At 42.5% G+C, this 14,892-nt stretch carries 8 protein-coding genes; 6 read left to right on the top strand and 2 right to left on the bottom strand.

All coding sequences use genetic code 11. From position 1 onward, the window contains the following. Positions 1-23: 23 nt before the first annotated feature. Both rpoC and GUA46_RS12220 read left to right on the top strand, forming a co-directional pair. Positions 24-4,322: a DNA-directed RNA polymerase subunit beta' gene (gene rpoC / locus GUA46_RS12225; RefSeq protein WP_176620756.1), complete on the top strand. Its 4,299-nt coding sequence runs from the start codon at positions 24-26 to the stop codon at positions 4,320-4,322. 53 nt (positions 4,323-4,375) lie between these two features. Further along, positions 4,376-4,687, top strand: a complete 312-nt coding sequence (locus GUA46_RS12220; RefSeq protein WP_108247113.1) for a DUF3467 domain-containing protein — start codon at positions 4,376-4,378, stop codon at positions 4,685-4,687. Positions 4,688-4,719: 32 nt separating this feature from the next. On the opposite strand, the gene GUA46_RS12215 is transcribed toward GUA46_RS12220, so the two are convergent. Both GUA46_RS12215 and GUA46_RS12210 read right to left on the bottom strand, forming a co-directional pair. After that, complete coding sequence (locus tag GUA46_RS12215; protein ID WP_108247112.1) at positions 4,720-5,151, bottom strand: hypothetical protein; 432 nt, start codon at positions 5,149-5,151, stop codon at positions 4,720-4,722. A gap of 104 nt (positions 5,152-5,255) precedes the next feature. Further along, complete coding sequence (locus GUA46_RS12210) at positions 5,256-6,845, bottom strand: peptide chain release factor 3 (RefSeq protein WP_108247111.1); 1,590 nt, start codon at positions 6,843-6,845, stop codon at positions 5,256-5,258. Between the two features lie 399 nt (positions 6,846-7,244). Here GUA46_RS12210 and GUA46_RS12205 point away from each other — a divergent pair, with 399 nt between their 5' ends. From GUA46_RS12205 to GUA46_RS12190, 4 genes are all read left to right on the top strand, one after another. Continuing rightward, on the top strand, positions 7,245-10,277 hold the full coding sequence (locus GUA46_RS12205) for a gliding motility-associated C-terminal domain-containing protein (protein ID WP_176620755.1): 3,033 nt from the start codon (positions 7,245-7,247) through the stop codon (positions 10,275-10,277). Positions 10,278-10,291: 14 nt separating this feature from the next. Next, positions 10,292-11,239: a PorP/SprF family type IX secretion system membrane protein gene (locus GUA46_RS12200; protein WP_108247283.1), complete on the top strand. Its 948-nt coding sequence runs from the start codon at positions 10,292-10,294 to the stop codon at positions 11,237-11,239. A gap of 11 nt (positions 11,240-11,250) precedes the next feature. Further along, positions 11,251-13,200, top strand: coding sequence for an OmpA family protein (locus GUA46_RS12195; protein WP_176620754.1), 1,950 nt, complete (start codon positions 11,251-11,253; stop codon positions 13,198-13,200). 388 nt (positions 13,201-13,588) lie between these two features. Continuing rightward, a partial coding sequence (locus GUA46_RS12190; RefSeq protein WP_176620753.1) for an autotransporter outer membrane beta-barrel domain-containing protein occupies positions 13,589-14,892 on the top strand: 1,304 nt, incomplete at its 3' end.

The raw sequence follows: 14,892 nt of genomic DNA, 5'->3' as shown, positions 1-14,892 counted from the left end.
AATTATATCATCACCATATTGTTATGGCTAGAATAAAAGATAATAACGCACAAAAAAGGTTCAATAAAATTTCCATCGGATTGGCCTCTCCCGAGTCCATCTTGGCAGAGTCCCGTGGAGAAGTGTTGAAGCCTGAAACCATTAACTATAGAACGCACAAACCAGAGCGTGATGGATTGTTCTGCGAGCGTATTTTTGGTCCTGTAAAGGATTATGAGTGTGCCTGTGGTAAATACAAGAGAATCCGTTACCGCGGAATCGTTTGTGATCGTTGTGGTGTTGAAGTGACGGAGAAGAAAGTACGTAGAGACCGTGTAGGGCACATTAACCTTGTGGTTCCCGTAGCACACATTTGGTACTTCCGTTCGTTGCCAAACAAAATAGGTTACCTTTTGGGATTGCCGTCCAAAAAACTGGATATGATCATATACTACGAAAGGTATGTGGTTATTCAGCCAGGTATTGCCAAAGGTCCAGAAGGTGAAGAAATCCAGAAAATGGATTTCTTGACCGAGGAGGAATACTTGAACATATTGGAATCTATTCCTACCGAGAACCAATACTTGGAGGATACCGATCCAAACAAGTTCATTGCCAAAATGGGTGCCGAGTGTTTGATTGACATTTTGTCCAGAATCGATTTGGAACAATTGTCATACGAACTTCGCCACAAGGCAAATACAGAGACTTCAAAACAGCGTAAGACCGAAGCCTTGAAGCGTCTTCAAGTAGTGGAGGCTTTGCGTGAGTCGCAAGGGAACAGGGAGAACAACCCTGAGTGGATGATCATGAAGGTGATTCCTGTGATCCCACCAGAATTGCGTCCGTTGGTGCCATTGGACGGTGGTCGTTTTGCGACTTCCGATTTGAACGACCTTTACCGTAGGGTAATCATCCGTAACAACCGTTTGAAGCGTTTGATGGAAATCAAGGCACCTGAAGTGATCTTGAGGAACGAAAAGCGTATGCTTCAAGAAGCGGTGGATTCCCTTTTCGATAACACAAGAAAAGCATCTGCGGTAAAAACAGAATCAAACAGACCATTAAAATCCCTTTCCGATTCCTTGAAAGGTAAGCAAGGTCGTTTCCGTCAAAACCTTTTGGGTAAACGTGTGGATTACTCCGCTCGTTCCGTAATCGTCGTTGGACCGGAATTGAAATTGTACGAATGTGGTCTTCCAAAAGATATGGCGGCCGAGCTATACAAGCCTTTCATCATCCGTAAGTTGATTGAAAGAGGTATTGTAAAGACCGTTAAATCTGCGAAAAAGATTATAGACAAGAAAGAGCCCGTAGTATGGGATATTCTTGAAAACGTCCTTAAAGGACACCCTGTATTGTTGAACCGTGCCCCCACATTGCACAGATTGGGTATACAAGCGTTCCAGCCAAAACTTATCGAGGGTAAGGCGATTCGTTTGCACCCATTGGCATGTACCGCATTTAACGCGGATTTTGATGGGGATCAGATGGCAGTTCACTTGCCATTGGGACCAGAGGCCATTTTGGAAGCTCAATTATTGATGTTGGCTTCACAGAACATCCTTAACCCAGCGAACGGTTCTCCGATTACCGTACCATCTCAGGATATGGTCTTGGGATTGTACTATATGACCAAGCATAAGAAATCTACTCCAGAAGAGCCTGTATTGGGTGAAGGGTTGACCTTCTATTCTTCTGAAGAGGTAGAAATAGCCTTCAACGAGAGAAAAGTTTCGCTTAACGCCGGAATCAAGGTTAGAGCAAAAGACTTTAACGAAGAAGGTGAGTTGGTCTATCAAATCATTGAAACTACTGTAGGTCGTGTATTGTTCAACACTGAAGTGCCAGAGCAAGCAGGATTCATCAACCAAGTATTGAACAAGAAGGCCCTTAGAAATATTATCGGGGACATTCTTGCGGTAACCGATGTGCCTACAACGGCTGATTTCTTGGATAAAATCAAGGCCATGGGATACGATTTCGCCTTTAAAGGTGGTCTATCATTCAGTTTAGGTGATATTATCATTCCTGCTGAAAAGCAGGATATGATCGGTGAGGCAAACGAGCAGGTCGATGGTATTATGATGAACTATAACATGGGTCTTATCACCAACAACGAGCGTTACAACCAGGTAATCGACGTTTGGACCTCTACCAACGCTATGTTGACCGAATTGGCGATGAAACGAATCCGTGAGGACAAACAAGGGTTCAACTCTGTGTATATGATGTTGGATTCCGGTGCAAGGGGTTCCAAAGAGCAGATTCGTCAGTTGACCGGTATGCGTGGTTTGATGGCCAAGCCTAAAAAATCTACTGCAGGTGGTGGTGAAATTATCGAAAACCCGATTCTTTCCAACTTTAAGGAAGGTCTATCGATTTTGGAATACTTTATCTCTACCCACGGTGCGCGTAAAGGTCTTGCGGATACCGCTTTGAAAACGGCGGATGCGGGTTACTTGACTCGACGTTTGGTGGATGTTTCTCAAGATGTTATCGTGAATAGCGAAGATTGTGAAACCTTGAGAGGTATCGAAGTAGAGCCATTGAAGAAAAATGAGGAGATTGTTGAAAGCCTAGGTGAGAGAATCTTGGGTAGGGTATCGTTGCACGATGTGTACAACCCATTGACCGAAGAGCTTGTACTGAGAGCAGGACAGGAAATCAACGAGGCTGATGTTAGAAGGGTAGAGGCAGCTCCAATCGAAAAGGTAGAAGTAAGGTCTCCGTTAACATGTGAGGCTGCACAAGGTATCTGTGCCAAATGTTATGGGCGTAACCTTGCTACCAATAAAATGGTACAAAGAGGTGAGGCTGTTGGTGTTGTTGCCGCACAGTCCATCGGTGAGCCTGGTACACAGTTGACATTGCGTACTTTCCACGTAGGGGGTATTGCAGGTAACATATCCGAGGATAACAAATTGGAGTCCAAATTTGATGGTGTTGCCGAAATCGAGGACTTGCGAGTTGTTGAAGGTGAAGGAAGCGATGGTAAAAAAACCAACATTGTTATCTCCAGAACTTCTGAAGTTAAGATTGTAGATCAGAAAACAGGAATCACTTTAAGTACAAATAATATTCCTTATGGTTCTCAATTGTTCATTAAGGACGGTGAGAAGATTACCAAGGGAACTGTGATTTGTGAATGGGATCCATATAACGGTGTAATCGTTTCGGAGTTCTCTGGACAGATTGCTTACGAGAATATTGAGCAAGGTGTTACTTATCAGGTTGAAATCGATGAACAAACCGGTTTCCAAGAAAAAGTAATTTCCGAGTCCAGAAACAAGAAACTGATACCCACTTTATTGATTCAGAACAGTAAAGGTGAAACACTAAGGTCGTACAACCTGCCAGTAGGTTCTCACTTGATGATCAATGATGGTGACAAGGTGAAGGAAGGTAAGATTTTGGTTAAAATCCCACGTAAATCTGCCAAGGCAGGGGATATTACCGGAGGTCTTCCAAGGGTGACCGAGCTTTTCGAAGCGCGTAACCCATCCAACCCAGCTGTTGTATCGGAGATTGACGGTGTAGTTTCCTTCGGTAAGATCAAGCGTGGTAACCGTGAGATTATCATCGAGTCCAAGACAGGCGATATCAAGAAGTACTTGGTCAAATTGTCCAACCAGATATTGGTACAGGAGAATGACTACGTACGTGCGGGTATGCCATTGTCCGATGGTTCTATTACACCGGAAGACATCTTGGCGATCAAAGGGCCATCAGCAGTGCAACAGTACTTGGTGAACGAGGTACAAGAAGTATACCGTTTGCAGGGTGTGAAGATCAACGATAAGCACTTTGAGGTTGTTGTAAGACAAATGATGCGTAAAGTAAAAATCCAAGATCCGGGAGATACCATCTTCTTGGAGAACCAATTGGCGCACAAAGATGACTTTATCAACGAGAACGACGAGATTTTCGGTAAAAAAGTTGTTGAGGACGCCGGTGATTCAGAAAGGTTGAAGCCAGGACAGATTGTGACGATACGTGAACTAAGGGACGAAAACTCAATTCTTAGAAGAGAGGATAAGACTTTGGTGTCTGCCAGAGATGCTGTAGCAGCTACTGCTACCCCAATCTTGCAAGGTATTACAAGAGCTTCGTTGCAGACAAAATCATTTATCTCTGCAGCATCGTTCCAAGAAACAACCAAAGTATTGAACGAAGCCGCTGTAAGTGGTAAAGTCGATACCTTGGAAGGATTGAAAGAAAACGTAATTGTTGGACATAAAATTCCTGCCGGTACCGGTATGAGGGATTATGATAGCATCATTGTAGGTTCCAAAGAGGAGTACGATGAGATTATGGCCCGAAAAGAGGAATTTAAATTCTAAATAAAATAAACCCTGGCTTTAGGTCGGGGTTTTTCTTTTTAAGACAAGTATTTATGGCCGAAGAAAAGAAAAATCAGAAACAGATAAATATTGAGTTGGACGAGAAAACGGCGGAAGGAACTTATTCCAATCTTGCCATCATCAACCACTCCGTCTCTGAATTTGTAGTGGACTTTATTAGCTTGATGCCGGGTGCTCCAAAAGCCAAGGTAAAAAGTAGAATAATATTGACTCCACAACATGCCAAAAAATTGCTCAAGGCATTGAATGATAACGTTAGCCGCTTTGAACAGGCGCACGGAACAATTCAAGACTACGAGCAACCAGCGATTCCACTAAATTTTGGACCCACTGGTGAAGCATAAAAAAAGGCCCTGAAATATTTCAGGGCCTTTTTTTATTTCAACCATCCCTTTTGAATTCCTTTTTTTGAAAAGAATATCAGGTAAATCCCAATAATTATAACAATCAACGGCATTGTATAGGTAGATGGTCCAAAAGCCTCTACGGCATTTGATATGAACAGCCAGTGGATAAACTGTGCGACAGCAGCAATCAGTGAGATAACAAAAAATGTTCTGGCCCACTTCTTACGCAGTAAAAGCCCGATGCAAGCCAATGCGCCTGAAAAAACCGCAATAGCAAAAGCGGCCGTTGCCCAAGCCGGGATGCCTTCAAAAGCTGTTCGTTGTGCTTGGTCCATAGCTTCTAATAGAGCTACTTGATTAAATGCTTGATTGAGATAGTTCATAACGCCTACCAAATTCCATAAAAGAGCTATTACGCTCACCACCCAGAACCAAACAGGTGGTTTTTCCGAAGTAGTCATAATCTGATTATTTAATTGGTTACATTAATCAATGTACGAAAAAAACAGATTCGAACTGTGTAATCAATTAATAATCAATTGTGTAAATGATTTGGCTTAGGGGGTTACTCAAATTCCGAAGTATAGTGCAATTTCACCGAAGGATACTTTTGCTGTGTCATTTGAAGTGAAAACGGAGAATCTGCCAAAAATACCAACTGACCTTTTTTGTCTGTGGCCAAAAACTTTTGCTTTACCCTTTTAAATTCTTGAAACTCTTCGTTTTTTTCATCTTTAGGCTCTACCCAACAGGCTTTGTGCACGGGGAAATTTTCGTAGGTACACTTGGCCCCATATTCATGCTCAAGTCGATATTGAATTACCTCGTATTGCAACGCACCCACAGTTCCGATGATTTTTCGGCCGTTTAACTCCAAGGTGAACAATTGGGCAACCCCTTCGTCCATTAACTGGTCGATACCTTTGTACAATTGCTTCGCTTTCATGGGGTCCGCATTGTTGATATATCTGAAATGTTCCGGTGAGAAACTTGGAATTCCCTTGTAATGCAGCTCTTCACCGCTGGTCAACGTGTCCCCTATTTTAAAGTTCCCAGTATCATGAAGCCCTACAATGTCACCGGGATAGGAAATATCTACGATTTCTTTTTTCTCGGCAAAAAAAGCATTGGGACTGGAAAATTTAAGCTTTTTACCTTGACGTACATGCAAGTAAGGGGTGTTTCGTTCGAAAGTACCGGATACTATCTTTACAAAGGCAAGACGGTCACGGTGCTTAGGATCCATATTGGCATGTATCTTAAATACAAAACCCGAGAAGTCCTTTTCGTTGGCCTTTACCAAACGTTCTTCGGCTTTCTTTGGCCTTGGGGAAGGAGCGATGTTCACAAAGCAATCCAGTAGTTCCCGAACTCCAAAATTGTTCAGAGCAGAGCCAAAAAATACCGGCTGCAATTCGCCTTTCAAATAGGCATCTTGGTCAAAATCGGGATAAACTCCTTCTACCAACTCTAAATTACCTCGTAGTTCATCAGCAGCATTTGTACCAATCAATTTCTCAAGTTCAGGATTGTCCAAGTTATCAAAGGCAATCGTCTCCTCGATATTCTTTTTGCTATTGCCGCTAAACAGGTTAATGTTTTTCTCGTAAATGTTATAGATACCCTTAAAATCGTATCCCATTCCAATGGGGAAACTCAGCGGGGTTACCGTTAAGCCCAACTTTTGTTCTACCTCATCCAAAAGGTCGAATGCATCTTTACCTTCGCGGTCCAATTTGTTGATGAAAACAATCATGGGGATGTTGCGCATACGGCAAACCTCTACCAATTTCTCTGTCTGTTCCTCGACACCTTTGGCTACATCGATTACAACGATAACGCTGTCAACAGCGGTCAAAGTTCGGAAGGTATCCTCGGCAAAATCCTTGTGTCCAGGGGTATCTAGAATATTTATTTTTTTGTCCTTATAAATAAAGGCCAGTACAGAAGTTGCAACAGAAATTCCCCTTTGGCGTTCGATTTCCATAAAATCACTGGTGGCGGATTTTTTGATTTTATTACTTTTTACCGCACCGGCTTCTTGAATGGCACCACCGAACAACAAAAGTTTTTCGGTCAGTGTAGTTTTACCTGCATCGGGGTGGGAGATAATGCCAAAAGTTCTACGTTTCGCTATTTCCTTTTCAAAATCCATCAACAAAAATTTCGGCAAAAATACGGGATTTAAATCTTTTGCCACTCATTTTTAGAATGATTAGGCATTGTTAATATCATTGGAAAAAAATCAAAGATTTTAAGCTTCTAGATCCAAAAAGAAAAGTATTTTTCGCCCGCTTTTGAAACACTGACCGGTTCACTCAGCACTTATCTGTTTACTTAGAGTGCAGATAAGGTAACTTAATGATAAGGAAATTGCCTTTTATCGATTAAAATAGGAGGTGAAACACAAATGGGCTAATTATGTGACCTGTTTATATCAATATGTGTCGAAAGGGCAGAGTTATTGAAGTAACTAAGAAAACCCCAATTTTCTTACAATTACAGGATTATACTTACAAGCGCCATGGTGATTAGTTGACCAAAACTATCATTTATGGAGAACTTTACTTTTGTGAGACTAAAGAAGCATTTAGTCCTTAAATCCACCACTATTTTGTGGTGTTTAGTTTTTGGATTTACCTCATCTTTTGGTTTTGCCCCTTTACATAATCATGATTTGGATGTTGTAACCAAGACCACATCATATTCTGATGTTCCTTTTTCGGATATTTCCAACTTATGGAATCCGTTGGCGAATGCGTTGTCGGCACAGGATTGTGACGGCGATGGTGTTACATGTGAACAGGAGAAAAAAGATGGTACTGATTATAATGACCCTTGTGATTTTATTTTGGAACACCAAGACTGTGCTCCTTCAGATGCATGGAAGAAGGACGACTGTGACGGTGATGGTGTAACTAACGGAAAGGAAAAAGAGGACGGAACGGACCCATTGGATCCTTGCGATTTTATATTGGCGCATCAGAATTGCTCTATTACCGATGCATGGAAGAAGGACGACTGTGATGGGGATGGTGTGAGTAATGGACAAGAGAAAGAGGATGGAACGGACCCATTGGATCCTTGCGATTTTATATTGGAACACCAAGATTGTTCCATTTCCGATGCATGGAAAAAGGACGACTGTGATGGCGATGGTGTAAGCAATGGAAAAGAAAAAGAGGATGGTACGGACCCATTGGATCCTTGTGATTTTGTATTGGAACACCAAGATTGTTCTCCTTCAGAAGCATGGAAAAAGGATGATTGTGATGGAGATGGTGTGAGTAATGGACAAGAGAAAGAGGATGGAACGGACCCATTGGATCCTTGTGATTTTGTATTGGAACACCAGGATTGCTCACCATCCGAAGAATGGAAGAAAGCAGATTGTGATGGAGATGGCGTTACCAATGAAGACGAAAAGAAAGATGGTACAGATCCTCTAGATCCTTGTGATTACAACCCTGAGAGTGTTACTTTACCACAAACCAGCGATTATCTGAAAGCCGACTGTGATGGTGATGGGGTTACCAACGAAGATGAAAAGGAGGATGGTACCGACCCATTGGATGCATGTGATTTTCTTATTGAAAGTCAAACAGTAGCTCCTGACTCCGCATGGAACAGTTCAGATTGTGATGGCGATGGCGTTACAAACGAAGATGAGAAGAAAGATGGTACGGACCCATTGGACCCCTGCGATTATAGACCAGAAAGCGTGACATTACCACAGACAGCGGATTGGGATGCATTGGATTGTGATGGCGATGGTAACCCAAATGAAACTGACCCGGACCCATTGAAGGCCAATGCCAATGATGATTATGGTTCTACCCCTGCCTTGACAGAGGTGGCAATTAATATTCTGGAAAATGATGACTACCTGCCAAACAATGCCGCTAACAATGTAGGTGAGACCAGTCTATCGCAAATTGGTGGTGATGCCGAGGGAACTATAAGTTTCAATAACGATACGGGCTTCGTAAACTATACACCAACACTCTCTGAGTCGAATTCAACGGTTACGATAGTTTATCAAGTTTGTAATGTGTTGCTGGACCCTAACGTTTGTGCATCCGCAACCATATATATAGAGGTTGGGTCAAACACTATTGATGCGGTTGATGATACTTATTCTGCTACATTGGGTGAAGATGAAGTAATCGACGGTAGCGATGTACTTTTAAATGATACCTTGAACGGTTCATCTATCACACTTGCTGATGTAATTCTGACTTCCACGCCAACAGACGAACTTAGGGTCAACGACGATGGAAGCGTAAGTGTGCTTCCCGGTACCCAAGAAGGGGTCTACACCATAACTTATACGATTTGTGATATCATGGACGTAGATAATTGCGATACCGCAACCGTAACGGTAACTGTGACCGAAGGAATGGGTGGTAACGTAATAGATGCCGTAGATGATACCTATTCTGCTACATTGGGTGAAGATGAAGTAATCGACGGTAGCGATGTACTTTTAAATGATACCTTGAACGGTTCATCTATCACACTTGCTGATGTACTTCTGACTTCCACGCCAACAGACGAACTTAGGGTCAACGACGATGGAAGCGTAAGTGTGCTTCCCGGTACCCAAGAAGGGGTCTACACCATAACTTATACGATTTGTGATATCATGGACGTAGATAATTGCGATACCGCAACCGTAACGGTAACCGTGACCGAAGGAATGGGTGGTAACGTAATAGATGCCGTAGATGATACCTATACTGCAACATTTGGTGAAGATGAGGCGATTGACGGTAGCGATGTGCTTTTAAATGATACCTTGAACAGTTTACCTGTTACTCTGGCCGATGTACTTCTGACTTCCACGCCAACAGAGGAACTTAGAGTGAACGACGATGGAAGTGTAAGCGTACTTCCCGGTACACAGGAAGGAACTTACACCATAACTTATACCATTTGTGATATCATGGATGTAGATAATTGTGATACCGCAACAGTTACTGTAGAAGTAATACAGGGAGAAGACAATGTAATCGATGCTGTAGATGATAATTACAATGCAAGTACCTCGGGAGGAGTTATTGCAGGTAGCGATGTGTTGTTGAATGATACCCTGAATGACGAGTTTGTATCGTTGAACGATGTAATATTGACCTCTACACCAACCAACCAACTTATGATAAATGATAATGGTACCGTTACGGTGGCAACAGGCACCCAACCAGGTACCTATACCATTGAATACACCATCTGCGAAGTAGGCAATCCTGATAATTGTGATACGGCAACGGTTACTGTAGAAGTGGAGGCCATAGAGGTAAATCAAATGTTGACACCGAATGGAGATTTAAAAAATGACTTTTTGTTCATCAGAGGGGTCGAATACATCAAATCAAGTACAATAAAGATTTTCAATCGCTGGGGGACTGAGGTATTCGTGGGCAACGACTACGATAATGTCAGCAATGTGTTCGACGGACGGGTTCGCGGTAAATCAGCACTTAGTGTAAACGATTATCTTCCAGCTGGAGTTTATTTCTACATATTTAATTACGAGACCGAACAAGGAAGTTTCACGGACTCAGAATACATTTACTTGAGCAGATAACAATATTGGATAGCATGATAAAGAAACATTTTTTAACCACCTTATTGTTCATTGGAGTCTTGTCCACGGGTCTATTTGCTCAGCAAGATGCCCAGTACACACAATACATGTACAATACCTTGAGTGTAAACCCAGCCTACGCAGGATCTAGAGGACAGCTTAGTTTTGCAGGCCTCTACCGTTCGCAATGGGTAGGTTTGGACGGAGCTCCGGAAACCTTTACGCTAAATCTTCATTCGCCCATAAGGAACAGTAGATTGGGATATGGCATTTCCATAGTAAACGATAATATTGGAGATGGTGTGGTGCAAGAGACCTATTTGGATGCCGTGGTATCCTATACCATCGATGTATCAATGGACGCCAAATTATCGTTTGGATTAAAAGCCGGAGGAAACATGTTGAATTTGGATTTTAATGGATTAAGGAATTTTGACCAAGAGGTTGTCAATCAAAATAATATCGACAATAAATTTACTCCAAATTTTGGTTTGGGAGTGTATTACCACACCGATAAATTTTATGCCGGGGTTTCAGCGCCCAACGTGCTTGAATCAGAATATTTTGATAACGACAATTCTGGTGAGGGCGTCAACTTTTTGTCAGCAGAACGTATGAACATCTATCTTATAACAGGATATGTTTTTGATATTGGACCAGACCTGCAATTTAAACCAGCTCTGCTTACAAAAGCCGTGAGTGGGGCGCCATTACAGGTAGATCTATCCGCGAGCTTCTTGTTTGCGGAAAAGTTCAGTTTTGGAGCAGCCTATCGCTGGGATGCTGCCGTAAGTGGATTGGTAGGCTTTCAGGTAACCGACCAGATAATGTTGGGATTGGCCTATGATCGCGAAGTGACCGAGTTGGGCGGGACACAGTTCAACGATGGGTCTTTTGAAGTGTTCCTGAGGCTGGAATTGTTGAAATCCTTCCAGAGAACCATATCACCAAGATTCTTTTAATATAGTTTATAATGCCGAAAAGAATACTCATATTATTGATCATCGTTTGCGGATTTTGGACAAAAGTAACCGCCCAGCAGGATAGTATTCCCGATAAGCAAATAAAAAGGGTTATGGAAAGGGCCGATGAGCGGTACAACCAATATTCCTTTAGCCCTGCAATTGATATTTATAAAAAAGTGTTGGATAAAGGTTACACTTCGCCCGATTTGTTGAAAAGACTGGGAAATTCCTACTATTTTAACGCCAAGTACCAAGAAGCGGCGGATACTTATGCAAAGCTCAACACTACATATCCCGATGAAATGTCCGTTGAAGATGTTTTCCGATATGCACAGAGTTTGAAATCAATCGGGAATTATGATCAAGCTTCCCGGGTTATGGAATCTTTTAGGCAGATGACTTCCACCATGTCCAGTTATGATGAGGATTACATGACAAAAATTGAGAAAAACTCAGGTCGGTACACGGTTAAAACATTCCCCTATAACAGTAAATACTCGGATTTTGCCGCCTCCTACTACGAAAAAGGACTCATTTTTGCTTCTGACCGCGACACAGGAAACTTTGCAAGATATCGGCATACTTGGAATGCGAGGGACTTTTTGGATTTATACAAAGTAAACGCAGATAGTGTTTCCGATAATAATGTGGTAAAGTTGGGAGGAGATGTCAATACCCGATTGCACGAGTCTACATCTGTGATATCCAAAGATGGCACAACCATGTACTTTACTAGGAACAATTTTTTCGATGGCCGAAAAAAGAAGGACGAAGAAGGAATTATCAGGCTAAAGATCTATAGCGCAGAAAATATAGATGGAGAATGGCTTAATATTACGGAACTTCCTTTTAACAGTGATTCCTACTCAGTGGCCCACCCGATGTTGAGCCCAGATGGCAAAAAACTCTACTTTGTTTCCGATATGCCGGGAAGTTTGGGCGAGTCGGATATTTTTGTGACGGAGATTATTGGAGATGGTACTTACGGGCCAATCAAAAACTTGGGAAGCAACATCAACACTATAGCTCGTGAAACCTTTCCTTTTATTACTAAGGATGGAGTGCTCTATTTTTCTTCAGATGGTCACCAAGGATTGGGCGGATTGGATGTTTTTGCAACAAAAATAACGTACAACGATTATACCCAACCGGTGGTTAATGTTGGAAAACCTGTCAATACACCAAAGGACGATTTTTCATTCATTTTCGATTCAGATGATAAAACCGGGTATTTTGCATCCAACAGGGATGGGGGCATGGGAGATGACGACATATATGAGTTTGTGGAAAATGAACCATTGGTGTTGGATTGTATTCAAGAAATTACAGGAACTGTAAGAGATCGTATTTCCAACGAAGTTTTGGCAGGAGCAACCGTTAAGATTATAGATGAAGAAAACAACGAAGTGTCATCCACCATAACAGATTCCGATGGGAACTATATACTCATGTTGGATTGTTCCAAAGGAAACTTTGTGAGGGCATCAAGGGATGGATACGTGCCCTCGGAAGAATATTTGCCTATTTCCGATGGAAAACCACGTATTGTTGATTTTTACTTAGAGCGAGATTTGGTAACGGGAGGTTTTGGTGATGACTTGGCAAAACTATTACAGTTGAGTACCATTTACTTCGATTTGAATAAATACAACATCAGACCGGATGCTGAAATAGAAATTCAAAAGGTTATCGTGGCCATGGAAAAATATCCAAGTCTTAAGATTAAGGTCAATTCACACACCGATAGTAGGGGAGTGGATGCCTACAACCTTTGGTTGTCCCAAAAAAGAGCGGAATCTACTGTGGATTATATGATTTCAAAAGGAATCGCCGCAGATAGGCTCCAAGGCGAAGGTTACGGGGAGACCCGCTTGGTGAATGATTGCGCCAATGGTGTACAATGTACCGAAGAACAACATCAATTAAATAGAAGGTCAGAGTTCATTATTTTTGAATGATCCTTTTTTAAGTCAATAGCGATAAATATAAAAGCGGCTCCAAAATGGAGCCGCTTTTTGTTTGAATGGTATATCATTTCACCTCTCTCCTTCTTATAATTCATTGTGAATACAATGTAGGATTTGACCTACGCAAATACCTGTCCACTTTTGGGTTTATCGACGAACAGTCTTAAAAAAAACCCAAAAAAATATTGAGGTAACCTCAGGATTTGTGAACTATACAGTTCTATTTCATTGGTTCACAACAATTATTTTTCAACCCTAAAAGCGAGGGTAATTTTGTATGTGGTTTAATTCGGTGAGATGGATCATGTAATGACCGACTGACCAAAATAGTATAAAATCAACAAACTACAGTAATACAATTTTCATTAATAGTAACCTCATGAAAAAGAGCATTCTAGCCCTATTGTTCCTCCTTTTTACAGGAATTGCCTTTTCACAGACAACCGTTACCCTTCAGGACCAATGCAACTGTGAAGTCCTTAAAGGTACCGATGTTTCCAGTCCAGGAGCCACCAGTCCATCTGGTGCTGATTTGGGAGACATTTACGTAAACACCAATACTGGCACCATTTATTTTTGGGACGGAGATTCTTGGGAGTTGACTTCATCGGACAATCAGCAGTTAACAGGTTTTAATTTTGATGATGTTACTAATATTTTGTCACTTTCCTTAGAAGACGGAGGAAATGTAAATGTTGATTTAAGTAGTTTAAAAGATATTTTCACAGATTCAAATACGACCGTAACCTCATTTGATATTGATGGAACAAACACCAATTTGGTAATAACCGATTCTGATGCTAATACCTTTTCAGTGGCATTGGCTGATTTGGCAGCTTTGATAGATACCAACACCGATGATCAGGCGCTGAGCCTTAGCGGCAACACCCTGACCTTGGAGAACGGCGGCACCGTAGACCTTGGTGCATATCTCGATAATACGGACAATCAAGCGATCACCGCATTCAGTCTGGACAATACCACGAACGAACTGACCCTTACCCTAGAGGACGGCGGTACCGAGATTGTCGACTTCAGCACGGTACTGGCGGCGGCCGGAACAGATGATCAGGCCTTGAGCCTTAGCGGCAACACCCTGACCCTGGAGAACGGCGGCACCGTTGACCTTGGTGCATATCTCGATAATACGGACGACCAAACGATAACGGCATTCAGTCTGGACAATACCACGAACGAACTGACCTTGACCCTGGAGGACGGCGGTACCGAGATTGTCGACTTCAGCACGGTACTGGCGGCGGCCGGGACCGATGATCAGGCCTTGAGCCTTAGCGGCAACACCCTGACCCTGGAGAACGGCGGCACCATAGACCTTGTGGCATATCTCGATAATACGGACGACCAAACGATCACTGCATTCAGTCTGGACAATACCACGAACGAACTGACCTTGACCCTGGAGGACGGCGGTACACAAACTGTCGACTTCAGCACGGTACTGGCGGCGGCCGGGACAGATGACCAGAACCTGACCTTGAGCGGGAACAACCTTTCCATCGAGGACGGAAACTTTGTGGACCTGTCCGGTTACATGGACAACACGGACGATCAGGCATTGAGCCTTAGCGGCAACACCCTGACCCTGGAGAACGGCGGCACCGTAGACCTTGGTGCCTATCTCGATAATACGGACGACCAAACTATAATAGCATTCAGTCTGGA

It is taken from the genome of Flagellimonas chongwuensis, from assembly GCF_013376415.1.
GTDB lineage: Bacteria > Bacteroidota > Bacteroidia > Flavobacteriales > Flavobacteriaceae > Flagellimonas > Flagellimonas chongwuensis.
The sequence above is the reverse complement of the archived record's forward strand: the minus strand, read 5'-3'. Positions and strand labels throughout refer to the sequence as shown.